This is a genomic window from Kitasatospora sp. NPDC094019, assembly GCF_044764505.1.
In the GTDB taxonomy this organism is placed as follows: domain Bacteria; phylum Actinomycetota; class Actinomycetes; order Streptomycetales; family Streptomycetaceae; genus Kitasatospora.
This window is the reverse complement of sequence record NZ_JBIWIF010000009.1, coordinates 124,154-149,919: the sequence shown is the minus strand read 5'-3', so window position 1 is coordinate 149,919 and position 25,766 is coordinate 124,154. Positions and strand designations below refer to the sequence as shown.

Genomic DNA, 25,766 nt, shown 5'->3' with positions numbered 1-25,766 from the left:
ACACCCGGGCGGGGCGCCGGTCAGCCGACGGCGATGACGACCTTGCCCATCGGGTTGACCCGCTCGTAGTACTCGTAGGCCGCCGCGGCCTCCTCGAACGGGAAGACCCGGTCGACGACGGGGCGCAGCGCGTGCTCGGCGACGAACCCGTTCATGGCCGCGAACTGGGCGTGGCTGCCCACCGCGACCGTGCGCACGGTCGCGGCGACGGCGAAGAGCAGGCGCGAGTCGAGCGGCGGCCAGTCCCCGGAGACGGAGCCGACGAGGGCGAGGTGGCCGTCCACGGCGAGCGACCTCACCGACTGCTCCAGCGACCCGGCGGTGTCGACGACCCGGTCGACGCCGCGCCCGCCGGTCAGCTCCCGGACGGCCGTGTGCCAGTCGGGGCGGTCCCGGTAGTTGACGACCTCGTCGGCGCCGAGCTCGCGCAACCGCTGTTCCTTCCCCCGGCTCCCGGTGGTGGCGATCACCCGCGCGCCGAGGGCGCGGGCGTACTGGAGCGCGAACAGGGACACTCCCCCGGAGCCGGTGGTCAGGACGGTCTCCCCGGGCCGCACTCCGCGGCCGTCGCCGGTGAGCGCGTTCCAGGCGGTGAGGCCGACGCAGGGCAGGGTGGCGGCCTCCGCGTAGGAGAGGTGGGCGGGGACCGGCAGCAGGGCGCGCTCGGGCAGGACGGCCAGCTCGGTGAGCATCCCGTCCAGCGAGCCGCCGAGCTGCGGCAGGAGCTCCGGCGCCAGTCGGCCGTCCCGCCAGTCCGGGAACAGGGTGGCGGTGACGCGGTCCCCCGGGCGCGCCCAGCGGACACCCGGTCCGACGGCGACGACCTCGCCGGCGCCGTCGGAGACCGGGACGAGGTCGGGCTTGACCGGCAGCACGTACGTCCCGCGCAGCACCAGTAGTTCCCGGAAGCTCAGCGAGACCGCGCGGACCGCGACCGCGACCTCCCCGGGCCCCGGCGTCCTGGGCGGGGCCGTGCGCAGCGACAGCCGGTCGAGGCCGCTGCCCTCGCCGAGGTGGTAGCTGCGCACGGTCGACGGGAACGCGGCGGCGGCCGCCGCGGGGACGGCCGCGGGTACGGCGGTCCCGGCAGGCGTGGCGATCTGGGTGGTGGTCATGAGCGGTCCCCCGGTGGTCAGGCGTTCGGTGTGTGCCTCCACCGTGCCGCCCGCCCCGGTCACCGCTCAATTCCCGGCCGGGAATGACGGGACGGCGCCCGGCCCCCTCGGACCCGCCCGTTCGGGTGACAATGCGCGGCCGACGCCCCGCCACCGGGCAGACTGCCCGGTAGCCGTCGCGGCCGAGGGGGCGGTCGATCCCCTTTCGATCGCTCACGCACCACCGTCGATCGGCGCCCACCCGGCGCGCACGGCGGAACCGGAGGGCCGCGGACACGGGCGGAGCGAGGGCCGGTCGACCACCGGAACCGTCACCGCGGTGCCGCCGCCGTCCGCCAACTCCCATACCCGGCACGTCTGCCGATGTCCGGTCGGTCGGGCTGTCGGGGCCGACCAGCGAAGGGCCGCGCCCGATGTTCGACTCCAGTTTCGCGTTCCCCCGGGCCCTGCTGAACCCGGTGGCCGGCCCCGGCGGCCGCGTGGTCGTGATCGGCGCCGGCATCGCCGGACTGGTGTGCGCGTACGAGCTGCAGCGGCGGGGCTTCGACGTCGTGGTCTACGAACGCGGCAACCGGCCGGGCGGCCGCGTGCGCACGCACCGGTTCTGGGACGGCACCCACGCCGACCTCGGCGCGATGCGGATCCCCGCGAACCACCACTGCGTGCTCCACTACGTGACCCGCTTCCGGCTCCCGATCCGCCCGTTCGTCAACTGCAACCCGCGGGCCTACTACCACCTGCGCGGCCGACGGGTCCGGGTGGAGGACGTCGCGTCCCTGTTCCCCGCCTTCGCCCTGAGACCGGAGGAACGCCAGCAGCCGTCCGCCCTGCTGGACCGGATCCTCGGCCCGGTCTGGCAGGCGTTCACCACCGAGCAGCAGCGCCTCGCCCTGGACGGCCACTGGAACGACCCCGCGCTGGAACGCGCGGCCTCGGTCTCGCTCTGGCAGTTCGTCCACGAGCACCTCTCCCAGGACGCCTGGGACCTCTACGGCCACGCCAGCGGCCTCGCCCACTACGAGCAGTCCTCCCTGCTGGAGGTGCTGGTCGACTACTTCGGCCTGTTCCACCGCGGTCAGGTCGAACTCACCGACGGCCTCGACTCCCTGGTGCACGCCTTCGTCCGCGCGCTGCGGCCCGGCACCCTGCGGCTGTCCACCCGGATCGACGAGCTCGCGCCGACCCCGGACGGCGTCCGGGTGCGCGGACGCCGGATCGGGGGCCGGCTCGACGACACCGCGGACTTCGCGGTCTGCTGCGTGCCGGCCCCCGCGCTCGACCAGATCACCGTCACGCCCGGCCTGCCGCACGCCCAGCGCCACGCCGTGCGCGGCATCAGCTACGCCAGCAGCGCCAAGACCGTGCTGCACGTGACCCGGCGCCGCTGGGAGAGCGAGGACGGCATCCACGGCGGCGGCAGCTTCACCGACCTGCCGATCCAGCAGGTCTGGTACCCCTCCGACAACGCGGTGCGCACCGACGGCGGCGTCAACGGCTTCGGCACACCCCGCTGGGACGCCCGCGACCCGCTCCGGTCGGCGCAGCCCGCCGCGCTGCTCGGCGCCTATCTGTGGGGGGCGAACGCCCGCCGCTTCGCCGCGCTGGACCAGGCCGACCGGGAGGCCATGGTGCTGGAGTGCCTGGAGCGCCTCCACCCCGGGATCACCTCGGACGTCGACGACATCGTCCACTGCAACTGGGACGTGCAGACCGGCATGGGCGGCGGCGCGTTCGCCCATCTGACGCCCGGTGAGCACACCCGCTACCTTTCGGTGCTGGGCGCCCCGCACCCGGCCGGGCGGCCCCGGATCTTCTTCGCGGGCGAGCACCTGTCCGGCGCCCACGCCTGGTGCCAGGGCGCGGCGCAGTCCGCGCTCGGCGCGGTCGGCGCCCTGCTGGAACACGCCCGGCACGCCCGGGGCACGGCCGCGGCGCCCGCCCGTTGAGCCCGCGCGAACCACTGGGCCGCGCCGACCTGCGGTCCCTGGTCACCGCGGCCCCGCACGCCGCCGAGCAGGTCGGTGTGGAGGTCGAGTGCGGGCTGCTCGACCCGGTCACCGGCATCGGCGCCCGCTACGACGGCCCGCGCGGTGTGCGCGCCGTCCTGACCGCGGTGCTGCGGCGGTGGGGCGGCGAACCCGAGTCCGACACCGGCCGGCTGACCGGCGTCCGGCTGCCCGACGGCAGCAGCGTCACCCTGGAGCACGGCGGCCAGATCGAGTACTCCTCGACACCGGCCCCGGGCGTCGGCCGGGCCATGGACGAGGTCCGGGCGGCGCTGGAGCGCCTCGCCGACCTGGCCGCCGGATTCGGTCTGGCCCTCGTCCCGGGCGGCAACCTGCCCTTCGGCCGGCTCGCCGACGTCGAATGGGTGCCGATGACCCGCGGCGCCGTCATGCGCCGCTACTTCGAGGACCTCGGCCCGGCCGGGGCGCGGGCGCCGTACGTGATGGCGCTGTCCCTGTCGACTCAGGTCACCCTCGACTTCCTCGACCCCGGTGACTTCGACCGGAAGCTGCGGATGCAGACGGCCGCCGCCCCCGTCGTCTCCGCCCTGCTGGTCAACTCCCCGCTCCACGAAGGCCGCCCCTGCGGCCTGCTGTCGCACCGCTGCTGGTCCTGGCTGGGGATGGACCCGCGCCGCCACGGCCCGCTGCCGCCCGCCCTGCGGGCCGAGGTGAGCGCCGACGACATCGTCGACTGGGCCCTCGGCATCCCGCTGATCCACTACCGGACCGCCGACGGCCGCTACCACCGCGCACCCGAGGGCACCTTCGCCGACCTGATCCGCGACGGCCTCGACGACGGCACCCCGCCCACCCTCGACCACTGGGCCGGCCACCTCTCCCAGCTGTGGACCGACACCCGGGTCCGGCGCACGCTGGAACTCCGCGGCGCCGACGGCCCGCCCTGGCCCCACCTCGGCGCCCTGCCCGCCCTGTGGACCGGCCTCAGCTACCACCCGCCGTCCTGCCTGGCCGCCTGGGAACTCCTGCGCCACCACACCGCCGGGGAGCACCGGGTCGCCCGTGACCGCCTACCCGCCGACGGCCTCGACACCCGCCTCGGCGACACGCCGCTGCGCCCACTGGCCGTCGAACTCCTCCGGCTCGCCCGGGCCGGCCTCCAGGCCCGGGTCGGGGCCGGCCTGGAGCCGTCCCACGTCCCCGCCCTGCTCGACCCGCTGGACGAGATCGCCGCCACCGGCCGCACCTTCGCCGCCCGGTGCCTCGACCGCTGGCACGGCGGCCTGCGCGCCGACCCGGCGCGCTATGTCGCGGCGTACCGCGTCCGACCCTCTGCCCCTTCGTAGCGTCGGGGCGGTGGTGGTGGGCAGTGGTGGACGGCGCTGGTGGGCGGTGGTGGGCGGCGGTGGTGGGCGGTGGTGGGCGCGCCTTCCCGGCTACCGGGCGGTGGGGGCGCCCCCGCCGCCGCTCGGGACGGCGGAGCCGAAGCGCCACGCCTCGATGTCGCGGTAGCGGATCGGCCCCGGACCCCGGCCGACGTTGCTGCCGACGAGGTGCAGCCGTTCGGTCGGCCACGGCCGGCCCACGAAGCCGGTCAGCCCGGCGGCGGCCAGCGGGACGCTGGTGGCATCGTCGCGGCGGGAGCGGGCCAGGGTCAGATGGGGGCGCAGCGGGCGGTCCCGGAAGGTGATGCCGCAGGAGCCGACCACCTCCCGGACGTCGGCGGCGAGGGCGTGCAGTCCGTCCAGGTCGCCGTCGATCCCGCTCCACAGCAGTCGTTCGTCGAAGTGGCCGCCGCCGCGCAGGCGCAGGTCCAGGGCGGGGCGCGAGGCCGCCGGGGCGGCCAGGGCCGCGCGCAGCGGCGGCACCGCCGCGGCGGGCAGTTCGCCGAGGAAGGCCAGGGTGATGTGCCAGTCCTCGATGCGGTTCCAGCGCAGGGCCGGGAAGGTCTCGTAGGCGGGTCGCAGGGCCCGGGCCAGTTCGTCCTTGGCGTCGTCGGGCGGGGCGAGGGCCACGAAGACGCGCAGGGTCGGGGACTCGGGGTGATCGTTCACGAAGGGGAGGTTAGCCCAGGCCGGAGCGCGTGCGCCCACCGGCGCCGGGGTGGAGGCGGACCCGACGGGGCTCCGGGAGCGGCCCCCGGGACGCGGACCGGCGGGCGATCGCACCTGGTCGGGGAGGGACGGTCGGGGCCCGGGCCGGCCCGGATTCGACCGGGTCGCGACCGGTTCCGACCGGGGGATTGCGCGCGGTCGGGAACGGCCGGTACCCGCCGCCCAGGGCGGTACGGTTCTGCTCAACGGCCTTTTCCCGTAATGGGGTTGCCCCACCCAGTGGTAGGACACCGAGTGGGGCTCACGGGCCGATCACAGAAGATGAGGCACACCCTGTGAATGACCGACCCTCGCGGGAACGGGCGGACCTGCCCCCGGTGATCTCCCACGCTAGCAGGGGCGACCGGCCGCCCACGGGATTTCGCAGCCTGCGCGCCACCCCGGACGGGACCGACTCGCCCGACCGCCCGGTCCGTTCACGGCCGACCGGGCGGCGTACGCCGACGGCGCGGCCCGGCGGGAGCGCCTCGCTCTGATCCCCGGCCTGCTGGGAGCGGGTCGGGGCCGCCCGGACCGGACCGCGTCCGCACCGCCGGACCCGCCACCACCGAGCGGACCGCACCCGGCCTCCTCCCGATGGAAGCCGGCCGACGCGCGCCCCCGCCCCGGAACTCCGGCCCCGGGCGCGCGCCCCGCGCACCACGCGCACCTCCCGAGCCGCTCGGCTGCCCCCGCACACCCGCACACCCGACCCCGATCGGAGGCGTCGTGCCCACTCCGCGCAGGCCCGCGACCGGCCCGGTCAGCTACGCGGCCTTCGTCCAGCTCCACCGCAACGGCTACGAGCGGTACGCCCGCTCCCGTCTGGGTGACCGCCGACTTGCGGCGACGGTCGTGGCGCAGGTCCTGCGCCGGGCCGAGCTGAGCTGGAGCGCGGCGCTCCGCGGGGACCCGGCCGCCCTCACCTGGGACGTGCTGCGGGAGAGCGTCACGACCGCCCGCGTCGAGGCGCCCGGCGCCCCGGCGGACGACCTGCACCGCGCCCTGCCCGACCGGCCGGCCGACGCCGCGCTCCTGCACGAGCGCCTGGGCATGGCGCCCGAGACCGCCGCGGCCCTGATGGGCCTGGGCGAACCCGAGCTCCAGGTCCAGCTCCGCGCCGCCCGCCGGATCCTGGCCGAACGCGACCCCGGCCGCCGGAAGGGAGGCGCCTGACACCCGCCCGACACCCGCCCCTCGGTGACGCCGGTCCCGCCATGACGCGCCGGCCCCCCGTGACGCACCCGACCGCTCCCCCGCGGCCGCCGGTGCGCCACGGATTCGCCATGCCCCGCCACAGTTCACCCACCCGGGTTGTTTCAACCGCGATCGGGCCGACCTAGGATGACGTGTCGTCACAATGGCATGTCGACAAGGGACTTCGGCCGACTTCGGCACACACAAAGGGGCAGACCGTGAACGACGCGAGGGCCGAATCGCAGGATCATTACGTTGACGCGGACACGCCCAGCGCGGCGCGGATGTACGACTACCTCCTGGGCGGGCACTACAACTACCCGTGCGACCGCGAGGCGTGCGACCAGCTCCTGGTCACCGCTCCCAGCACCCGGGAACTGGCGCTCAACAACCGGGCCTTCCTGGAACGGGTGGTGCGCCACATCGCCCGGCGCTACGGGATCAGGCAGTTCCTCGACCACGGCTCCGGCCTTCCCACCCAGAACAACGTGCACCAGGTCGCCCAGAGCGTCGATCCCGACAGCAAAGTGGTCTACATCGACAACGACCCACTGGTCCTCGGCTACGGACGCGCGTTCCTGGAGGAGAACCGGAACGTGCTGATCCTGCCCTCGGACATGCGGGACACGCCGGCCATCGCGGCCGACGCGGCGCAGATCATCGACTTCCGGCAGCCGGTGGCCGCGCTGTTCGTCTCCGTGCTGCACTGCGTCCCCGACGACGACCGGGGGAACCCGCGCCGGATGGTCGAGGACACCGTTCGCCTGCTCGCGCCCGGCAGCGTCGTCGTGCTCTGCCAGCTCGTGAGCGAGGACGCCCGGATCCGCGACGCGGTCACCGAGCTGATGCGGGAACAGACCGGCGACCGCTGGGGCCGGGTGCGGACGAAGGCCGAGGTGGCCGAGCTCTTCACCATCCCCCGCCTCCGGACGGAGGAGGAGGTCGGCCTGCTCGACGTCACCGACTGGCGGCCGGACACGGAGCTGGTCCGGCGGCAGGCGACGCAGGAGTGGATCGAGTTCGGCGGCCTGGCCACCGTCGACTGAACCTCCGTCCCCGCCGGGACCCGTCCTCACCGGAGCCCGGTGAGGGGGGTGGGTCCCGGCGGAGGGTGGGGCCCGACCGCGGCCGGTGGGCGTCAGAGGCGGGCGCGGTGCCAGTCGAGCGCCTCCGCGACCAGGCCCCGGCTCGGCACCGGCCCGGGAGCCCGGCGGATGACGCTGTCGCTGAGGTCCTGGTAGTCGAGGTAGTCGCTGTCGGCCGCCTCACCGGCGATCGGTCCCCGGTGGAACTCGCCCCGCCCCCCGGACTCGGTGTAGATGACGTCCGGAGCGGCGAACGAGCCCCGCTCGAAGCTGAGCCGGATCAGGGACGTCACCTGGAGCGCGAGGGGATCCTCCACCGCGATCACCCTGACCGCGACCGGTGAACGCTCCTCGTCCACGTGCCGCAGCAGCACCGAGAGCTGGTCGACCATCATCCGGGGTTCGCCGAAGTCCGCGTAGAGGGCGCTGCGCTGGATGAAGAAGGTCGATCTCGGGAGCCTGCTCGCGAAGCGGTCGGCGCGCAGGCCCCGGACCTCGATGATCCGGTCCGCGAGCCTCCGCTGGCTGGCGAGCAGCGTCCGGCCCGTCACCACCTCGCGGTACCGGGGGATCTGGAGCACCCCGGGGATCACATTGGTGTCGATGATGATCTGCCGCGCGGCCCACTCCTCCAGGCTGGTGAGGCGCAGCATCGAGTCCGGCACGGCCTCGCGGTAGGCGGCTCGGGAACGGGTCCACACCGAGTTGGCCCACCCCTCGGCCGAGGCGTCGTGGGCGAGTTGGAGCAGCTGCGCGTGCCGGGGTCCGGGCCGCACGCCGAGGGCGTCCAGGAGGGCTTCGACCACGGCCGGCTTGTCGATCCGCATCTCGCCGTTCTCGATCCGGCTGTAGACCGATGCCGAGACCTTGACCTTCGACCTGGCCAGCACCTGCCGCTGGGTCAGGGTGCCGCGTTCGATCTTCAGTTCCGCGCCCAGGAGCAGCGCCGGAACGCCCCAGGATCCGGGCGGGTCGGGCGCGGGCCGCCCGAACGGGACGGTACGGTCCTCCATGGCCAAAGGGCCCCCCTTGGGCACGATCTCGAAGCTCACCCCGAACGGTCGGGTTCAGCTTCACACAAGGGGGGCGCCGTCGTCACGCCGGACCGCTGGACCGGGTGCCGGTGTTATGAACTCAAACCGCCAGGTGGTCGAATTCGCCGTTCCTGGCGCCGCTCAGGAGTGCGGCGATCTCCGGGGCGGTGAGAACCAGGGCGGGACCGCTCGGGAAGCGGCTGTTGCGCAGGGCCACCTGGCCGTCGTCCAGTTTCCGCAGCTCCAGGCAGGCACCCGTGCCCTGGCTGGCCCGGGCCTTCTGCCAGCCGTCCGTCGCCTCGATCACGTCGGCCGGCATGCCATTGAAGTAGTCGATCACGATCAGCCATCTCCACTGTCCGATGGGCGCCCGCTTCTCCGATCTTCACACGTACGGAGAAGTGCCCTGGTGGGGCCCCTGAGAAATCCCGTGCGGGATTTCGCAGGCCGGGCGAGTTGAATCATTCACCCCGACAATCGAACAGCGCCACTCCCTATTAGGGTGAATGCGGATCGCTTTATGCATATCTATGGTCAGACGCTGATAGCACAGTCGGACAGGTTGCGTCCGCCACCGGCCGGCCGCCCCGCCAGCGGCCGGCCGGGCCCACTACCGGTCGGCCGGACCGTAGACGGTGTGCAGGACACCGCTGGCGAAGGCCGTGCTGCTCAGGAGCTTCAGCCGGATCGGGTCGGCACCCTCCTCGAACAGGCGGGTGCCGCGCCCGACCGCGATCGGGTGGACGAGCAGGTACAACTCGTCGATCAGCCCGGCGGCCAGCAGCGCCCGCACCACCGAGATCGAGCCCGACATCCCGATCGGACCGCCCTCCTCCCGCTTCAGCGCGGTGACGCCCTCGACCAGGTCGCCCTGCAACTGCTCGGAGTTGCGCCAGGTCAGCTTCAGCTCCGAGCGGGAGACGACGATCTTGCGCGCGTCCCCGAGCGCCTTCGCCATCCCGCCCTCCTCGCCGCCGGACTCCTCACGGGCCGGCCAGGACTCGGCGAAGGTGTCGTAGGTGGCACGGCCGAGCAGCACGGTGTCCGCCTCCGCCAGCCGGGCGCCGACCGCCGCGCCCATCTCCGCGTCGAAGTAGGGGAAGTGCCACTGCTCCGGGCTCTCCACCACGCCGTCGGCGGCGATGAACAGACCTGCGGTGAGCTTTCGCATCAGGATCTCCCTGTGTCTCGGGTGCTTGAGTGTTCGGGTGCTGCTTGCTTTCACATGGTCAGACCGGTCGGCGGGGCGGAACTCATCGCTCCCGCCGGAAGAACTTTCCGGAGCGCCGCCCGCCCGCCGCGCCCCCACGGACGCGGACGTACCGGAGGGGAACCACCACACGCCCCGTCACCGGTGGCCGCGCTCCGCGCTCCGACAACGCCGAAGCTAGGTTGCTTTTCCATCTTTCGCAATACATGTTCAGTATAAAACATGCATCATCCCAGTTCAAAGTAGAGATGATCGTTGCAATAGATGGGAATTCAATGCAATGGAAGCACGTGATTCATTGCAATGACTCGACAGTGAACGCACAGTCGTGTCGTTGACACCGCCGCGACGGACTCCTAGCGTGACGCGAGCGATTACCCATGAGTAGGGAATGTTGATGGCCTCAGCGCGCCCGTACGACCTCGTCCTGTTCGGTGCCACCGGGTTCACCGGACGGCTCACCGCCGAGTACCTGGCCCGGGCGGCGCCCGAGGGCTGCCGCTGGGCGCTCGCCGGCCGGGACCCGGACCGGCTCGCCGCCGTCCGCGCCGGACTGGCCGCGATCGATCCGCGCTGCGCCGAACTGCCGCTGCTGGTCGCCGACGCCGCGGACCGCGAGGCCCTGCGGGAGGTCGCCGCCTCGGCCCGGGTCGTGGTGTCCACGGTCGGCCCCTACCTGCGCCACGGCGAGCCGCTGGTGGCCGCCTGCGCGGAGAGCGGGACCGACTATCTGGACCTCACCGGCGAGCCGGAGTTCGTCGACCGGATGTACCTGCGCCACCACGAGCGGGCGGTGGCCACCGGAGCGCGGCTGGTCCACGCCTGCGGCTTCGACTCGGTGCCGCACGACCTCGGCGTGCTGTTCACCGTCGAGGAACTCCGGCGCCGGGGCGCGACGCCGGGGCGGATCTCGGTCGAGGGCTTCGTCCGCGTCGCCGGCACCGTCTCCGGCGGCACCCTGGCCTCGGCGATGACCGCCTTCTCCAGGCCGCGCGCGATGGCGCGGGCCGCCCGGGAGCGCCGCGCGGCCGATCCCCGACCGGCGGGGCGGCGCGTCCGCACACCGGCCGGCCGACCGCACCGGTCACGGTCGGCCCGGGCCTGGGCCCTGCCGCTCCCGACCATCGACCCCCAGATGGTGGGGCGCTCGGCCGCCGCACTGGACGCCTACGGCCCGGACTTCGGCTACACCCACTACGCGGCGGTGCGCCGGCTGCCGATCGCGGTCGGCGGCGTCCTGGCGGTCACGGCGATCGCCCTCGCCGCCCAACTGCGGCCGCTGCGCCGCGCGCTGGAGCGGCTGCGCAAGCCCGGCGAGGGCCCGGGCGCGAAGCAGCGGGCCGGTTCCTGGTTCACCGTGCGGTTCGTGGCCCGGACGGACGGCGGCCGCCCGCTGGTCACCGAGGTGTCCGGCGGCGATCCCGGCTACCAGGAGACCGCGGTCATGCTCGCCGAATCGGCGCTCTGCCTCGCCTACGACGAACTGCCGGTCACGGCCGGACAGCTGACCACGGCCGTGGCGATGGGGCGTCCGCTGATCGACCGGCTGTCCTCGGCCGGGATCTCCTTCCGGATCCTGGACGCCGCGCCGACGGGCGCCCCCGGCCGCTGACGTCGCCCGGCGACCCGGCGGACAGCGACCCGCCGGACGGCCGCCGGACGCGCCCGGCGTCACCGCACCCGGTGCTACTTCGGGGCGAGGAGGCAGAACTCGTTGCCCTCCGGGTCGGCCAGGACCTTCCACGAGATCGCGTCCCGGTCGAATCCCGGATCGGTGGCGCCCAGGGCGCGCAGCCGGGCCGCCTCCACCTCCACGTCGCCCCCCGGGTAGGGGCGGATGTCGAGGTGGACGCGGTTCCAGCCGTTCTTCACGTCGGGAGTGCGGACGAACTCCAGGTACGGTCCGACACCCTGGGCGGACCGCATGGTCGCGTGGTCGTCGGCGACCTCGTGCACCGTCCAGTCCATCGCCTCGCCCCAGAAGCGGGCCATCTCCCGCGGATCGGCGCAGTCGACCACCACCGCCGCGACCGGCCCGGTGTCCCCGTAGACCGGGCGGGGCTCCAGGACGCAGAACTCGTTGCCCTCCGGGTCCGCCATCACCGTCCAGGGGACGTCGCCCTGGCCCACGTCGGCGAGCGTCGCGCCGAGGTCCTTCAGGCGTGCGACCAGCTCGGCCTGGTGGGCGGCCGAGGTGGTGGCCAGGTCGAGGTGCACCCGGTTCTTCCCTGTCTTGGGCTCCGGACGGGCCACGAGGTCGATGAAGAGCGCCGACGGGTCCGGATAGGGAAGCCCCACGGGCTCCAGGTTGGTCACCCCGGGACCCTCGCTCTCGATCCCCCAGCCGAGCACCTCCGCCCAGAACCGGCCCAGCGCCGCGTCGTCCCGGGCCTTCATGTTGATCTGCACAAGTCGCGTTGCCATGAACAAGATCATATGAGCGACCCCACAGCTCCCGCGAGGGCGTTTCCGGAGCCCGGGCCGCATCCCGGACCGAAGCAGACAAGTAGGATGAACCAACCTTCGCGCTACGCGCGAAGACTTCCATAAATGGGCACCTATGCCCGATTAATCTCCCGCTTCACACGCACGGAGCCACCCTCATGGACAACCCGTCCACCGCCGAGACCGACGGCGCGATGGAGACCCGCGGTATCGAACCCGTCCCGGACCACGAGCGCCGGGGCAGAGTCCGCGAACTCTTCCCGACCTGGGTCGCGGCGAACATCAGCGTCCTGCTGCTCACCATGGGTGCGGCCCTGGTGGTGTTCAACCAGCTGAACTTCTGGCAGGTCCTGATCGTCGCCGCGTGCGCCGCGCTCGCCTCCTTCGGCATGGTCGGGCTGCTCTCGGTCTCCGGGAAGTGGGGCGGGGCCCCCGGCGCCACGCTCTCCCGGGCCACCTTCGGCGTGCGCGGCAACCTCTTCCCCGGCGCGATCCTCTGGATCGCCCGGTTCGGCTGGGAGACGATCAACGCCGTCACCGGCGCCTACGCCGTCCTGACCGTGCTGGACCTGCTGCTCGGCGTCCGGAGCAACACCGCGCTGATCGTCGTCACGCTCTTCGTCTTCGTGGCCTGCACCTTCCTGGTCTCCGGCCTGGGCCGGAAGGCGCTGAACGTCTGCAACACGTGGTCGACCTACCTCTTCGGCGTCTTCAGCGTCCTGGTGCTCGGCTACCTGGTCGCGACCATGGACTGGAGCGAGGTCTTCGCCAAGCCCGCGGGCACGACCGCGATGATGGTCGCCGGCATCGGCACCATCGCCGCCGGCGGCATCAGCTGGGTCCCCACCGGGCCGGACTTCGCCCGCTACCTGCCGCACTCGGCCTCCGGCCGGAGGATCGTCGGCGTGACGGTCTCCGGCGCGGGCCTGGTGGTGGTGCCGATGGTGCTGATGGGTGCCGTGATGGCGGTGGCCTCCCCCGGCCTGGCCGACGCGGCCGACCCGGTCTCCTTCCTCGGCGACCTGCTGCCGACCTGGCTGGCCGTGCCCTACCTGCTGACCGCGATCGTGGGCATGCTGCTGATCAACAGCCTCTCCATGTACTCGGCCGGCTTCACCGCCCAGACCATGGGCGTCAAGCTGCCGCGGGCCATGGCCGTCAGCATCAACGCCGTGATCTCGCTCGTCGGCGGCCTGCTGCTGATGCTGGTCGCCACCAGCTTCCTCGGCTCCTTCATCACCTTCCTGATCCTGCTCGCCGTCTCCTTCTCGGCCTGGATCGGCGTCTACGCGGTGGACATGTTCCGCCGCCGCTCGCGCGCGGTGCGCTACGACGCCGCCGCGCTGATGGACACCGGCCGGAGCAGCCGGTACTGGTACGTCGGCGGCTTCTGCTGGCAGGCGATGGTGTCGTGGGTGCTCGCACTGCTGGTCGGGCTGGCCTTCACCAAGTGCGACTGGTTCGCCGGCCCGCTGTCCGACACCCCCGTCGGCCGGTACGGGCTCGCCTGGGCGGCGACCATCGTGGCCTCCGGCGTGATCATGGCCGTGCTGCCCGTCCCCCGGGAGAACACTCCCGCCGGGACGGAGCAGACCGCCGAGACGGGCGCGGCGGAGCAGCCGGAGCCGGTCACCGCGTGATCCCCGGGGTCGCGAGACCCCGGTCCCGTCGCACTCCGATCGCCCCGGCCGTCCTGGCCGGGGCGATCTTGCGTGCCCGGGGCAGGGCTTCGCCGGTCGGCCGGTCAGCCGTGGTCGAGCAGCGCGGCGAGGTACCGCGCCGTGTCGCCGCGCAGTTCCTCGGCCGTCGGCACGCGGTCGTGCCCGCTCCCCGCCGTCGCGTTGAACAGCACCCCGTCGCACCAGCGGATCAGCCGCCGGGCGTCGCCCGCCGGGTCGGCGGAGCCGCACCGCGCCAGCAGGGCGGTGGCGAGATCGGTGAAACGGGCCCCGAGCCGGTCGTAGCCGGTGCGCAGTTCGGGCCGACGGGTGGCCTCCAGGGCGAGTTCCAGCCGGGCCAGGGTGAGCGGGCGGCCGACCGTGAGCGCCCGGTGCAGCAGGTCGGCACCGCCCCGGACCAGCAGGTCCCGGGCCGCGACCCCGTCGGGGAGTGTGTCGGCCACGACCGGGCTCCCCTCGGTCTCCCGTTCGACGATGCGGGCGAGTGCGAGGTCGAGCAGGGCGGCCCTGGTCCGGGCGAGGTTGGACGTCGAGCCGGCGGGCAGTCCGGCCTCCTCGTCCACGGCACGGTGGGTCAGCCCGCGCAGGCCGCGCTCGGCGATCAGGGCGATGGCGGCGTCGGCGATCAGTGTCGGGCGGTGCGGCGTCATGGGTCCGATCATGGCCCTTCCCCGGGGCTGCCCCGACCGGGGCTCGAATGTTCTCACTACAAGAATAGTCCACTCTCACTACAGATGTAGTACGGTGCTGCCCAAGAGGCCACTACAGCCGTAGTGGCGGGGGAAGGGGACCGGCCATGTTCACCACGGAAGCGCACCGGGCGATCGTCATCGGCGGCGGGATCGGCGGACTCGCGGCCGCCCTCGCCCTGCACCGGCAGAACATCCCGGTGACCGTCCACGAGCGCGCCACCTCGCTCGAACCCGTCGGGGCCGGGCTGGCCCTCGCCCCCAACGCCCTGCGCGCCCTCGACCGGCTCGGCGTCGGCGAACGCCTGCGCGCCCTGGCCGCGCCGCATCCGGCGATCGGGCTGCGCCACCCCTCCGGCCGCTGGCTCGTCCGCACCGACTCGGCGACCTTCGAGGCCCGCTTCGGGGACACCGTCGCCGCCGTCGCCCGCGCCGAGGTCGTCGCCGCCCTGGTCGACGCCCTCCCCGAGGGCAGCGTCCGCACCGGATCGCCCGCCACCCTCGTCACCCCGGGGAGCGCCACCGAGCCCGCCGTCGTCAGCACCGCCGACGGGGAACGGTCCGCGGCGCTGGTCGTGGCCGCCGACGGCATCCGGTCCGCGACCCGCCACCGGCTCTTCCCCGGACACCCGGGCCCCCGCTACAGCGGTTTCACCAGCTGGCGCACCGTCGTGACCCCCGCCCGCCGGCCGGAGGCCGCCGGCGAGGTCTGGGGACGCGGGCGGCTCGCCGGCGTCGTCCCGCTCGCCGACGGCAGGGTCTACGTGTACGGCGCGGCGCTCGCCCCGGCCGGCGCCCGCGCGGCCGACGGCGACGAGAACGCCGAACTCCTCCGCCGGTTCGGCACCTGGTGCGCGCCCGTGCCCCAGCTCCTCGCGCTCGCCGAACCCGGGCACGTCCTGCGCCACGACGTCCACGACCTCGCCGAGCCCCTGCCGGCCCACCACCTCGGCCGGGTCGCGCTGCTCGGCGACGCCGCCCACGCGATGTGCCCGTTCCAGGGCCAGGGCGCCTGCCAGGCGATCGAGGACGCCGTCGTCCTCGCCGCTCCGCTCTCCCCGACCACGGACCCGGCCACCACCCTCCCCGGCTACACCGCCGCCCGCCTGCCGCGCACCACCGGCATCGTCACCGGCTCCCGGCGCGTCGGCGAACTCGTCGCCCTCCGCAGCCCCGCCGCCGTCTTCCTGCGCGACACCGCCCTCACCCTCACCGGCCTGCTGCCCGCCCGCGCCCTGCTCGGCCGCTCGGGCCCGACGTACGACTGGCAGCCCCCGGCCCTCGGCGGCCCGGCCCCCGGCGCCCCGGCCCGAGCACGCCGGACCCCGCCCGTCGTGCCCGTCTTGTAGCGAGATGTACACACCGCTACGCTGCCACGCGTGAAGCAACTCAACCTGCGCATCGACGAGGAAACCCACGAGGCCCTGGAACAGCGCGCGGAGGCGGCCGGCATGAGCCTGCCGGACTACGCCCGCAAGGTCCTGGCCGAGGAGGCCGACGAGCGGCGCGAGCGGTTCCTGACCGCCGCCGCGCACTTCTCCCAGGTGTGGGCGCCGGCGTTCGAGGCCGAGTTCGGCCCCTACCCCCAGGGAGGGGCCGGGCACCGGTCCGGGACGGCGGACGCGGCGTGATCCTGCGTGTCGACCGCACCTGGCTGCTGGACGTCGCCCAGCAGTTCCTCCGCGCCGATCCGGACGTCACGGACTACGGCACCCTCGCCGCGGCAGTGGCCCGCCATGTCGACGAGGTGATGGACGTGGCCGTGTACGGCGGAGTGCACCAGCGCGCGGCCGCCCTCATGCACCAGCTCATCCGCGTCCCGGCGCTGGAGTTCGCCAACGAGCACTTCGCCGCCGTCGTCGCCGCGTCCTACCTCAGCGCCTCCGGAGTCATCGTGACGGCCGAACCCAAGGCGGCCGTCGACCTGGCCGCGCGGATCCGCGACGGCCGCTCCGACGTCCGCGAGACCGCCACCGCCATCCGCGCCTGGTACCGCTGAACCGGCCCGGGCGTCCCGGCGGTCCCGGATCCTCCGGCGGTCGGAGCGGGCGGTCGGAGTGGGAGTGGCAGCGGTGGAGGGGGTGGCGGCGGGCATCGGGTGACCTCGTGTTCCTGCTGGTCGGGGCGGACTCCTCCGGACGGCACGGCCATCCTCCGGCCCCCGGCCCGCCCGGACGAGTGGCGTGAGCGCCCATCGCCGCCAAGATCACGCCACGACCGCCGGGGCCATGACGCTCACACCCGCCCGGCGTGGAACACTGCGGTGGCCGCCGGGGGACGGACCTCGTGCCCCGGATCCCGATCGTGCCCGCCGAGGAGCAAGCATGAGCACCACCGCACCGGTATCGCTGGTCACGGGCGCCAACCGGGGAATCGGCCGGGAGACCGCCCGTCAGCTCGCCGCCCTCGGCCACACCGTCCTGGTCTGCGCCCGGCGGACCGCCGACGCCGAACGGGCCGCGGCGGACCTGGCCGCCGACGCCTCCGGGACCCTGCTGCCGTTCCGGCTGGACGTCACCGACGCCGTCGGCGTCGAGGCGCTCGCCCGGGCCGTGGAGGCGCGGTTCGGCCGTCTCGACGTCCTCGTCAACAACGCCGCCGTCAACTACGACACCGGCGAGCGCGCCACCGGCGTCGACCTCGTCGAGGTCGCCCGAACCCTGGAGACCAACCTCTTCGGCGCGTGGCGCACCGCGCAGGCGTTCCTCCCGCTGCTGCGCCGGTCCGCGCACCCGCGCCTGGTCAACGTGTCCAGCGAGTCCGGATCGCTGACCCACATGTCGGGCGGGACACCTGCCTACGGGATCTCGAAGGCCGCCCTCAACGCCCTGACCCGCAAGCTGGCGGACGAGCTGCGCGGCGACCGGATCCTCGTCAACGCCGTCTGCCCCGGCTGGATCGCCACCGACATGGGCGGCCCCGGGGGCGCGCCCGTCGACCGGGGCGCCGCCGGGGTCGTCTGGGCCGCCACCCTGCCCGACTCCGGTCCCACCGGCGGGTTCTTCCGGCACGGGAAGCCGTTGGACTGGTAGCCGGCCGACCCGGGCGGGCGTGCCCGCCTTCCGCCGACGGGGGTTTGACGGCGCCCCCTAGAATGGGTGCTCAGTCGCGAGTGGTGGATCCGCACACGCACGGGGCGTGCCCGCGGGGTGAGGGAAGAGGTGCGCCGTGCCCGAACCGGACTCCGGTGCGTCGACGCTCGCGGCGAAGCTGGCCCGGCTGTTCGACGTGGTCCGCCGTCCCGACCGTGAGCCCTACTCCCATGAGGAGGTCGCCCGGGCCTGCCGGGAGGCGACCGGCGAGACGTTCTCGGCGACCTACCTGTGGCAGCTGCGCACCGGCCGCCGGGACAATCCGACGAAGCGTCATCTGGAGGCGCTGGCCCAGTTCTTCCAGGTGCCCCCCGCCTACTTCTTCGACGACCGGCAGAGCGTCCGGATCGCCGAGGAGCTGGCGCTGCTCGGCGCGCTGCGGGACGCCGGGGTGCGGGACGTGGCGCTGCGCGCGGTGGCCCTGTCGCCCGAGGGGCTCGGCACGATCAGCGACATGATCGAGGCGATCGCCCGCCGCGAGGCCGCCGGTCGGCCCGAGGGCGGAGCCGGCGCGGCATCCGGCGGGACGCCCGGCGGGACGTCCGGCGGCAGGTAGCGGCAATCGCTGTCGAAGCGGTTCTCCCGGGGCGCCCCCGTCCGTAGGATCGCCTCCCGACTTGGGCGGTGGAGCAGCGGGGGGTACCGACGTGGGGCATCCGGGTGAGGTCGAGCGGAGTCTCTGGCTTCGATGTCGCGGCGTCGCGGACTCCATACCGCTCCCGGAGCCGTTCGGCATCCGGGCGCTGACGGATTCGCTGGCCCGGCGGCGGGGCAGGCCGATCGAGCTGATCCCCCTGTCCGGCCCCGCGCACTCGCCCTGCGGTGTGCTGGTCAGCACCGATCGCGCCGACTACATCGGCTACGCGGTCGACACCACCACCCTGCACCAACAGCACATCGTGCTGCACGAGATCGGCCACCTCCTCTGTCGGCACACCGGCGTCGGTCCGGGGCTCGGGGAGGAGGTCCGGGAGGCGCTGACGCCCCGGTTGTCGGGTGAGCTGGTCCGTCGGGTGCTCGGGCGGTCGGCGTACACCCAGCGGCAGGAGCGGGAGGCGGAGCTCGTCGCCTCGCTGGCCCTGCACCGGGTGCTGCTGCGGCGGCGGTCCTCGCTGGTCGGGCATCTCGCCGAGGGCGTGCTCCGGTCGGTGCCCGGGCTCGGCGGAGCGCGGGAGCACGGCGCGGCACGGGCGCGCCACGGGGTGCAGCATGGGTGACGGGGGCGGGCCGGTCCGGGACTGGTCCGACCTCCGGCGGCTCGGCCCGCTCTGGTCGGCACTGCGCTCGGAGCGGCCGGAGATCGAACTCGTCGCGCCCGAGCAGTGGTTCGGTCCCGGGAGCGGTCGGCGCGGCGACGTCCGGTTCGCGCTGTTCCGCCGGATCATCGAGATCCGCGACGGCCAGCTGTCCCTGCGGCCGCACCTGCACCCCCTGGTGCCGTTCTGGGTGGGTGAGGTGGTCCGCCCGGCCGGGACGGAGGAGTTCGCGATCGTGGTCGAGGCGGCGGCGATCGCCGCCGCGCTGGAGGCGGCCCGGGCCGGGCACCGCTTTCCGGTCGGCCCCGCCGAGGGCTGGGTGCCGCACCCGCTCGCGGCCGGCCTCCGCGAGGAGGCGGCGTGGCTGGTCAAGGTGGCTGCCGTCTACCGCCGTTCACCGGTGATGGCCCATGTCCGGCGGCGGGTGCGGGCGGAGCTGGCCGAGGTCGCGGCGGCGCGGTGAGGTCCCCGACCGCTCCGCCCCCGCCTCCGCCCCCGCCACGAACGGCGGCGGGGGCGGAGCGGCGGACGGGGAGCGGCGGACGGGGAGCGGCGGACGGGGAGCGGTCGAGCGAGGGGTGCTCAGCCCCGGGCCAGCTCGGGCATCAGTCCGTAGACCTGCTCCGAGGCCCCGGCATCGGCCTCCAGGCAGGCGAGCAGATCGGCCCGGGCCGCCTCGGTCCGGTCCAGCCCGAGCAGACAACGGGCCCGCTGGAGGCGCGCGTCGACGTCCTCGGTCTCGTCCACCACCTCGTCCAGCAGCCGGACGGCCTCGCCGTAGCGGCCGGCGTCGTGGTGGACCACGGCCAGGTTGAACCGGATGCCGGGTTCCGCCGACAGCTCGACCGCGCGGGCCAGATGACTGCCGGCGCTGTCCAGATCGCCTTCCTGGTAGCGGAGTTCACCGAGCAGGGCCCATGCCTCGGCGGAGCCGGGGTCGGCGTCGACGGCCTCCCCGTAGGCCGCGGCGGCCGCCGCGAGGTCCTCCTCGGCGGCCAGCAACTGCCCCTTCAGGCAGAGGAGTCGGGCGTCCTTCGGGTTCCGCTCCAGCCCGGCGGCGAGGTCAGCCCGGGCGAGGTCGTGGGATCCCGCTTCGAGCAGCAGGGCGGCCCGGTTGACCCGGGCGTCGTCGAACTCCGGGTCGAGCCGGAGAACGTACCCGAAGTCCGCCACCGCGCCCTCCGCGTCGCCGAGTTCGGCCAGGACGTCGGCGCGGTTGAAGTACGCCTCCGGGAAGGGCGGGGAGAGCCGGATGGCGTGCTCGTAGTCGGCCAGGGCCCGCTCCGGCTCACCGAGGTCGCGCCAGAGCATGCCCCGGTCGAAGTGGTACTCGGCGTAGTTGGGGTCGCACTCGATCACCGCCGTGTAGTCGGCGACGGCTTCGGTGTGGTGGCCGAGGGCCGCGTGGACCTGGGCCCGGTTGTAGAGCAGCACCGAGCGGTGCAGCGCGTGCTCGTCGGGCGCCAGGGTCTCGTCCAGCCGGGCGATACAGGCGTCCAGCAGCTCCAGAGCCGCGGCCGGGCGGCCCTGGTGGACCTCGATCAGCGCGAGCCCGTTGCGGTTGAACACCACCCGCGCCTCCCGTTCCTTCGGGTCCGGGTGCCAACGGGCGAAGGCGATGGCCTGGTTGATCCAGGCCCGGGCCAGCCGGTGGTCGCGGCGCCCGGCCTCGAAGTGCCGGGTGTGCAGCATCGCGGTGGCGTACGCGGCCTGCATGTGGACCTCGGGCGAGGCGCTGAGCGCGCGGGCCTCGTCGTACAGCGGCAGGGCCTGCTCCGCCAGGCCGAGCGCGGCGAAGGAGGTGGTCATCTTGGTGGTGAAGGCCCACCAGTGGTTGGGGTTGCTCTCGTGCGTCACCAGGCGCCGGCCGCGCTCGCCGAGGTCGACCACGGCGTGGTAGTAGCCGAGGTCCATGCAGTGGTCGAGGGCGTGGCGCAGGATGTCCGCCCCCACGCCGGCGGGGTCGCCGCCGTGCTCCGCGTGCCAGGCGATGGCCCCCAGCCGCAGCGAGGACTCGCCGGCCGTCTCCAGTTCGGCGCGCCGCAGGTCGTGCAGGCGGGCGCGTTCGTCGGCCGGGAGCGCCAGGTAGGCGGCGAGTTCTTCGGCGTCGTCACCGATGCCGTCGGCGGCGATGTGGGCGCGGCCGAGTTCGGCCTGCCCGTACCCGGCGGGCTCGGGGTCGGCCGCGGCCCCGGGGTCGGGGTCGGCCGGGCCGAGCACCGCGCAGTGGACGGCGAGCGCGTCGGGCAGCGTCTCGCGGCCCGGACCGGTCGGGCGCTCCAGCGGCTCGGTACCGGTGGTCACCACCACGGTGAGCAGCCCCGGGTCGATCCGCCGCAGCAGGACGGCGAGGAATTCGCCGTCGGTCGGGTCGGCCCGGTGCGCGTCCTCGACCACCAGGGTGTGCGGGCCCGTGCCGAGCGCGCGCAGGTACGCCTCCAGGAACTCGACCAGGCCGTGGGCGATCCGCAGGGTGCGCAGCGCGGAGTAGAACCGGGTGCGTTCCTTGGGCACCGCGAGCGAGGTGAGGGTCTCGCGGGTGGCGGGCACGAGGTCGCGCAGTTCGGGCGTGGTCGAGAGGAGTTCGATGTCGTGCCCGGTGACGGCTTCGGGGCAGCGCGCGAGCGCGTCGGGGAGGATCGCCCGCAGGATCGAACCGACGGCCGTGTAGGGCCCGCGCAGGCGGCGGTCGGCGTTCACCTCGGCGAGCACGGGCGGCAGGTCGAGCGTCGCGCGGGCGGCGGCGCGAGCGTGGCGCCCGTCGGCGCGGACCCAGTGGTGGCGGTGTTCGGCCATGGCACAGCTGCCTTTCGTGCGGTGACGGGGAGGTGGGGCGGGTGGTGACGCGGCGGGGCGCTCCGGCGCGGGTGGCGCGGCGGGGCACGGCGTGACGCGATGTGGCGCGGTGCCCCGGTGCGGGAGTCCCGGGTCGGCTCGGACGTTCGGACGGGGTCAGGTCGTCCGCGCGGGGCCGGCGCGCCGGGCGGTGCGGCGCTCCCGGACGGCGAGGACCACGACGGCGCCGGTCTGCGCGAGGCTCAGCACCAGCAGGACGATCGAGTCCAGCCGGGCCGCCGTCGACCCCTGACCCGTGATCCGCAGCCACACGTCGTGCAGCAGCCGGTACGCCGTCGGTACGACCACACCGGCGAACATCGTCAGCGTGAACGCGTAACCCACCACCATCAGCCAGGCGTACCAGCGGGCCGTGCGCCGGTCGACGGGGTGGTGGGCCGCCAGGTCCACCGGCGGCCGCCCGGTGACCCGCCGAACGGCGTTGCGGAGCACGTCGACCGCGGCGGCGTGCAGGTTCACGCAACCCAGCGCGGTGCTGAGCAGCACGTACAGGTCGGTGCGCAGGTAGAAGAAGCCCTGCCAGGCCAGTCGCAGCACCGTGGCCCAGGCGATCGCCAGACAGAGCCGGGAGACGGTGGCGGCGCCCCCGCGCGTCGCGTCGGCGATCAGGGTGAGGGCGGCGATCGCCAGCACGTCGGCCAGCATGCCCGCCAGGATCGGCAGGTAGCGCTGTCGGCGCGGCACGCTCACCAGGCCGTCGAGCGAGGTCTCCAGCACCAGGTACACCAGGCGGTGACCGACCGAGAGCCGCGAGCGCAGGCCGAGCCGACGTCCGGCGAGCGCGTGGAACGCCTCGTGCAGCGCCAGCAGCGGCGCCTGGCCGAGGAACAGGACCAGGACGACGAGGGTGTAGGAGGTGGTGAAGAACAGGTTGTCGGTGCGCGGGACCAGGGCGGGCACCCGGACCATCTCGATCGCGGCGAGTACCGTCACGAGCGCGTAGGCGGCCAGCGCCGGGCGGCCGAACAGCAGTTTGCCCAGGCGCTGCCAGCGGACCGGCGCCGGCGCGGCCCCGGCCGTCGGTTCGTCGGCGGGGCGGAGCAGGTCCAGGTCCGCGAGGGCCTCGACCAGGTCGGCGATGTCCACACTTTCGCCGTGCGCGCTCAGGTAGCGCTCCGCGGCCTCGCGCGGGGTGAGGCCGTCGGCCAGCATCCGGACCAGTTCCGCGCCGTCGGCCGGGAAGACGGCGTAGGTGTCGGTCTCCGGGCTGCCGATGGTGACTTCGTCGGCCTCCTCCAGGTAGACGAGCCGGCGCAGGGGCAGCGGTCGGTCCAGGTCGAGGCCCGGGGCGTCGGGGTTGCTGTCCACCGGAGAGTGCACGGGGCCTCCTTGCGGGAGGTGGGCGGGAGGGAACGGGCGAGAAGGTCGAACCGGCTGGCGGGTCGAACGGGCGGGCGGAGGGCGGGAGCGGTGCCGGTCGTGATGCGCCCGACCGGCACCGCCTTCCCCTGCCCTCGGGGTGGATCAGACCTGCACCATGCAGTCCCACGGCAGGTACAGCGCACGCGCCGTGCTGGTCAGGCGGACCGGACCGGCCTTGCGGACGACGATCTTCTTCATGACGGACACCTCCTTCCACGATCGGTGGTCGAGGCCACGAGAAGGCATGAGCTGAGATGAATAACGCCTTGCATCCCAGCCATGTCAGCTGGCCGAGGCCAAGAGTGATGAACCGGTGTCACCCGCGTCAAGGGAGCGACACACCGCCGATCGGCAAACCCCGGACCAAGGGGAGGTAGAGCACGCAGGTCAGGGCCGATTTCCCCGGCGGCGCCCGGCTCCCCCGAAGTCCGGCCCCGACCGCCCGGCGAACCCCGAGGCCGCGGCCAGAATATAAACTGAAATGAATCGCATCCGATGGCCCGTCAGCGGCCCGACGGGACGCCGCGCATTCCGGACGCCGCAGGGCGGGCCGGCGCCCCGCACCGGGACCCCGCCGCGAGGACGCCCGGTCAGACGGCCGGGCCCGGCAGCTCCCCGAGGTGCGCGGCGACCCGCTCGCGCAGCAGGAGGTACTCCTCCCAACGGCGGCGGGTGGGCCCCTCGGGACGTACGACGACGCGCGCCCCGCCGACGGTCTGGCCGTGCCGGAACTGCTCACGCGTCAGGTCGAGCTCGACCCCGCTGGCCAGCACGTTCCACCAGTGGAAGCCGTGCCGCTCACCGCCCTGGTGGACCTCGCCGAGCACGAGGTCGCCGCCGAGGAGGTCGTGGACGAGCAGGGCCGTGATGTCGCAGTGCCCCCAGGCCGGGTTGTCGGGTCGCCAGCCCGCACGGGCGAGGTCGTCCGGCGAGCAGGTGTCGGCGGCCCAGCTCGCGCGCAGGGCCCGGTCGAGGGCGAGCAGGTTCCAGGGCGTCATGGCGGCAGCATCGCACCCACCACCGACAGCGGGGTTCCGAAGACCTCCTCCGCGCCCACTCCCCTGCCGATCGATCCCGACCCTCCGACCCCCTGTCGGACCGTCACATCTGTTGCTACAGTCCCTGCTTGCAACGACGGCGCACGTGCCGTTCCCCGCACCGTCCGGTCCAGGACAGTGGAGAACAGCCATGGGTTCACTCCCTCGCCGCATCGCCGGGGTGGCCCTCACCGCCGCCGTCGGACCCCGGCAGGACGCCGGACCCCGCTACCGGTGGTGAACGAAGCGGTAGGTGGCACGGTCCAGTTCGGTGACCTCGACGCCGATCGCGGCGGGCACGGTGACACAGGACTCCAGCACGGCGAGCACCCGGGCGGTCAGCTCCGCACGCTGCTCCGTGCTGCGTCCGGCCAGGATCTTGATCTCCACCAGCAGTACCGCTTCCCCTGTCGTCCCGTCGCCCACCACGTGGTGCGCGGCCGGGCGGAAGACGGTCTTGCAGTCCGGCACACTGGTGTCGATCACCTCGGTGATCACCCGGTGCACCTCCTCGGCGAAGAGGGCGCGGTCGAAGTCGAGACCGGTCGAGTGGTCGACCAGGATCTGCGGCAAGGGAACCTCCGGAGACGGGCCCGCCGGCATCCGGCGGGCAGTGCCCGCGACGCTACCGCCCCCGCATCCGCCCCGCAGCGGCCACCCCCGCGGGCCCGGCCGCCCCCGCGGGCCCGGTCGGCCCCGCCCCGACCCGGCCGACGGCGCGCCACGCCCACCGCCGCGGGGGACTTCCGCCGTCAGCGATCAGCGGACCGGAGACCTGTCCCACCCCCGCACCCGGGTGGCAGGGTGTCGGGCATGACTCGGGTATTCAGCGGCGACGTCGCCGGCTACTACGCGAAGTACCGCCGCGGCTACCCGCCGCAGGCCGTCGACGCCCTGCGGGACGTCTTCGAACTCGGCCCGGACGACGTGGTCCTGGACCTCGGCTGCGGCACCGGCCAGCTCGCCCTGCCCCTGGCCGCCGGGGTCCGGTCCGTGATCGGCATGGATCCGGAACCCGACATGCTCCGCCTCGCGGGCGAGGCGGCGGCCGAGCGGGGCGTCGACAACGCCACCTGGATACTCGGCGGCGACCGAGACGTCCCCGCCCTCCGGGCCCTGCTCGGCCGGAACTCCTTGGCGATGGCCGTGATCGGCAACGCGATCCACTGGATGCGGCACGACGAACTGTTCGACGCGCTCGTCCCACTCCTGCGGCCCGGCGGCGGAATCGCCGTCGCGGCCAACGGCACCCCGCTCTGGCTCCAGGAGAACAGCTGGTCACCGGCTCTCCGGGCCGGTCTGGAACGCTACTTCGGCACCGGCCTGGCACCGTCGTGCGGCACTCTGCCCCAGGAACGCGACCGGTACCGGCAGGCCCTGCGCACGGCCGGCCTCACCGAGGTCCGGGAGATCGTCGTGGAGTACACCAACGAACTCACCCTGGAGCAACTCGTCGGCGGCGTCCTCTCCGCCGTCCCCGCCGACCGGCTGCCCGCGCCCGCGGACCGCCCCGCGTTCACGGAGCACGTGCGGCAGTGCCTGCCCGCCGGCCAGGACACCTTCCCCGAACACGTGCGGGTCGCGGTCCTCACCGCCCGCGCCTGACGGCCCGCGCCCGGGAGCGCACGGCACGGGACAGCGCGACACCG

The 25,766-nt window shown here is 74.1% G+C and carries 25 protein-coding genes; 14 read left to right on the top strand and 11 right to left on the bottom strand.

Annotated features, from left to right (window positions below):
- Window positions 1–20 precede the first annotated feature (20 nt).
- The gene (locus ACIQ9P_RS21640) at window positions 21–1,115 is read right to left on the bottom strand and encodes an NAD(P)-dependent alcohol dehydrogenase (protein ID WP_402358317.1); all 1,095 of its coding nucleotides are present in this window, start codon (window positions 1,113–1,115) and stop codon (window positions 21–23) included.
- Window positions 1,116–1,528: 413 nt separating this feature from the next.
- Here ACIQ9P_RS21640 and ACIQ9P_RS21635 point away from each other — a divergent pair, with 413 nt between their 5' ends.
- Window positions 1,529–3,061, top strand: a complete 1,533-nt coding sequence (locus ACIQ9P_RS21635) for a flavin monoamine oxidase family protein (RefSeq protein ID WP_402358314.1) — start codon at window positions 1,529–1,531, stop codon at window positions 3,059–3,061.
- On the top strand, window positions 3,058–4,428 hold the full coding sequence (locus ACIQ9P_RS21630) for a glutamate-cysteine ligase family protein (RefSeq protein ID WP_402358311.1): 1,371 nt from the start codon (window positions 3,058–3,060) through the stop codon (window positions 4,426–4,428). Before ACIQ9P_RS21635 ends, ACIQ9P_RS21630 begins: the two co-directional genes overlap by 4 nt.
- Window positions 4,429–4,518: 90 nt before the next feature.
- Here the strand turns inward: ACIQ9P_RS21630 and thpR are convergent, their stop codons facing one another.
- A complete protein-coding gene (gene thpR, locus ACIQ9P_RS21625) occupies window positions 4,519–5,136 on the bottom strand; it encodes an RNA 2',3'-cyclic phosphodiesterase (RefSeq protein ID WP_402358308.1) in 618 nt (205 codons plus the stop codon).
- Window positions 5,137–5,904: 768 nt separating this feature from the next.
- Between thpR and ACIQ9P_RS21620 the strand changes: the two genes are divergently transcribed.
- Together ACIQ9P_RS21620 and ACIQ9P_RS21615 are read left to right on the top strand one after the other, a co-directional pair.
- Window positions 5,905–6,351 (top strand): hypothetical protein, encoded by a 447-nt coding sequence (locus tag ACIQ9P_RS21620; protein ID WP_402358305.1) that lies wholly within the window; start codon window positions 5,905–5,907, stop codon window positions 6,349–6,351.
- A 239-nt stretch (window positions 6,352–6,590) separates the two neighbouring features.
- Entirely contained in the window at window positions 6,591–7,418 is an 828-nt protein-coding gene (locus ACIQ9P_RS21615) for an SAM-dependent methyltransferase (protein WP_402358302.1), read from the top strand.
- A gap of 92 nt (window positions 7,419–7,510) precedes the next feature.
- Here the strand turns inward: ACIQ9P_RS21615 and ACIQ9P_RS21610 are convergent, their stop codons facing one another.
- From ACIQ9P_RS21610 to ACIQ9P_RS21600, 3 genes are all read right to left on the bottom strand, one after another.
- Window positions 7,511–8,470 (bottom strand): Scr1 family TA system antitoxin-like transcriptional regulator, encoded by a 960-nt coding sequence (locus ACIQ9P_RS21610; protein WP_402358299.1) that lies wholly within the window; start codon window positions 8,468–8,470, stop codon window positions 7,511–7,513.
- 121 nt (window positions 8,471–8,591) lie between these two features.
- A complete protein-coding gene (locus ACIQ9P_RS21605) occupies window positions 8,592–8,834 on the bottom strand; it encodes a DUF397 domain-containing protein (protein WP_402358873.1) in 243 nt (80 codons plus the stop codon).
- A 267-nt stretch (window positions 8,835–9,101) separates the two neighbouring features.
- Entirely contained in the window at window positions 9,102–9,662 is a 561-nt protein-coding gene (locus tag ACIQ9P_RS21600) for a dihydrofolate reductase family protein (RefSeq protein ID WP_402358296.1), read from the bottom strand.
- Between the two features lie 430 nt (window positions 9,663–10,092).
- Here ACIQ9P_RS21600 and ACIQ9P_RS21595 point away from each other — a divergent pair, with 430 nt between their 5' ends.
- On the top strand, window positions 10,093–11,313 hold the full coding sequence (locus tag ACIQ9P_RS21595) for a saccharopine dehydrogenase family protein (protein WP_402358293.1): 1,221 nt from the start codon (window positions 10,093–10,095) through the stop codon (window positions 11,311–11,313).
- A 74-nt stretch (window positions 11,314–11,387) separates the two neighbouring features.
- Here the strand turns inward: ACIQ9P_RS21595 and ACIQ9P_RS21590 are convergent, their stop codons facing one another.
- Window positions 11,388–12,125: a VOC family protein gene (locus ACIQ9P_RS21590; protein ID WP_402358290.1), complete on the bottom strand. Its 738-nt coding sequence runs from the start codon at window positions 12,123–12,125 to the stop codon at window positions 11,388–11,390.
- 179 nt (window positions 12,126–12,304) lie between these two features.
- On the opposite strand from ACIQ9P_RS21590, the gene ACIQ9P_RS21585 reads away from it, so the two are divergent.
- Window positions 12,305–13,786 (top strand): purine-cytosine permease family protein, encoded by a 1,482-nt coding sequence (locus ACIQ9P_RS21585; RefSeq protein WP_402358287.1) that lies wholly within the window; start codon window positions 12,305–12,307, stop codon window positions 13,784–13,786.
- Between the two features lie 104 nt (window positions 13,787–13,890).
- Here the strand turns inward: ACIQ9P_RS21585 and ACIQ9P_RS21580 are convergent, their stop codons facing one another.
- Window positions 13,891–14,475, bottom strand: a complete 585-nt coding sequence (locus tag ACIQ9P_RS21580; RefSeq protein ID WP_402358284.1) for a TetR/AcrR family transcriptional regulator — start codon at window positions 14,473–14,475, stop codon at window positions 13,891–13,893.
- Window positions 14,476–14,621: 146 nt separating this feature from the next.
- On the opposite strand from ACIQ9P_RS21580, the gene ACIQ9P_RS21575 reads away from it, so the two are divergent.
- The 7 genes from ACIQ9P_RS21575 (at window position 14,622) to ACIQ9P_RS21545 (ending at window position 19,325) form a co-directional block, all read left to right on the top strand.
- Entirely contained in the window at window positions 14,622–15,863 is a 1,242-nt protein-coding gene (locus ACIQ9P_RS21575) for an FAD-dependent monooxygenase (protein ID WP_402358281.1), read from the top strand.
- 30 nt (window positions 15,864–15,893) lie between these two features.
- Window positions 15,894–16,145, top strand: a complete 252-nt coding sequence (locus ACIQ9P_RS21570) for a plasmid mobilization protein (protein ID WP_030397208.1) — start codon at window positions 15,894–15,896, stop codon at window positions 16,143–16,145.
- The gene (locus tag ACIQ9P_RS21565) at window positions 16,142–16,513 is read left to right on the top strand and encodes a fic family toxin-antitoxin system, toxin component (RefSeq protein ID WP_402358278.1); all 372 of its coding nucleotides are present in this window, start codon (window positions 16,142–16,144) and stop codon (window positions 16,511–16,513) included. Before ACIQ9P_RS21570 ends, ACIQ9P_RS21565 begins: the two co-directional genes overlap by 4 nt.
- Window positions 16,514–16,838: 325 nt before the next feature.
- Entirely contained in the window at window positions 16,839–17,546 is a 708-nt protein-coding gene (locus ACIQ9P_RS21560; RefSeq protein ID WP_402358275.1) for an SDR family NAD(P)-dependent oxidoreductase, read from the top strand.
- A gap of 136 nt (window positions 17,547–17,682) precedes the next feature.
- Entirely contained in the window at window positions 17,683–18,162 is a 480-nt protein-coding gene (locus ACIQ9P_RS21555) for an XRE family transcriptional regulator (RefSeq protein ID WP_402358272.1), read from the top strand.
- A 91-nt stretch (window positions 18,163–18,253) separates the two neighbouring features.
- Window positions 18,254–18,823, top strand: coding sequence for a ParH-like protein (locus tag ACIQ9P_RS21550; protein ID WP_402358269.1), 570 nt, complete (start codon window positions 18,254–18,256; stop codon window positions 18,821–18,823).
- Complete coding sequence (locus ACIQ9P_RS21545; protein WP_402358266.1) at window positions 18,816–19,325, top strand: DUF6545 domain-containing protein; 510 nt, start codon at window positions 18,816–18,818, stop codon at window positions 19,323–19,325. Before ACIQ9P_RS21550 ends, ACIQ9P_RS21545 begins: the two co-directional genes overlap by 8 nt.
- 119 nt (window positions 19,326–19,444) lie before the next feature.
- Here ACIQ9P_RS21545 and ACIQ9P_RS21540 read toward each other — a convergent pair whose 3' ends face one another.
- The 4 genes from ACIQ9P_RS21540 to ACIQ9P_RS21525 form a co-directional block, all read right to left on the bottom strand.
- Window positions 19,445–21,658: a tetratricopeptide repeat protein gene (locus ACIQ9P_RS21540; protein WP_402358263.1), complete on the bottom strand. Its 2,214-nt coding sequence runs from the start codon at window positions 21,656–21,658 to the stop codon at window positions 19,445–19,447.
- Between the two features lie 156 nt (window positions 21,659–21,814).
- Window positions 21,815–23,038 (bottom strand): hypothetical protein, encoded by a 1,224-nt coding sequence (locus ACIQ9P_RS21535; protein WP_402358260.1) that lies wholly within the window; start codon window positions 23,036–23,038, stop codon window positions 21,815–21,817.
- Between the two features lie 632 nt (window positions 23,039–23,670).
- On the bottom strand, window positions 23,671–24,078 hold the full coding sequence (locus ACIQ9P_RS21530; protein ID WP_402358257.1) for a hypothetical protein: 408 nt from the start codon (window positions 24,076–24,078) through the stop codon (window positions 23,671–23,673).
- Window positions 24,079–24,345: 267 nt separating this feature from the next.
- Window positions 24,346–24,690 (bottom strand): 5-carboxymethyl-2-hydroxymuconate Delta-isomerase, encoded by a 345-nt coding sequence (locus tag ACIQ9P_RS21525; protein WP_402358254.1) that lies wholly within the window; start codon window positions 24,688–24,690, stop codon window positions 24,346–24,348.
- A gap of 240 nt (window positions 24,691–24,930) precedes the next feature.
- On the opposite strand from ACIQ9P_RS21525, the gene ACIQ9P_RS21520 reads away from it, so the two are divergent.
- A complete protein-coding gene (locus ACIQ9P_RS21520) occupies window positions 24,931–25,722 on the top strand; it encodes a class I SAM-dependent methyltransferase (protein WP_402358251.1) in 792 nt (263 codons plus the stop codon).
- Window positions 25,723–25,766: the final 44 nt, after the last annotated feature.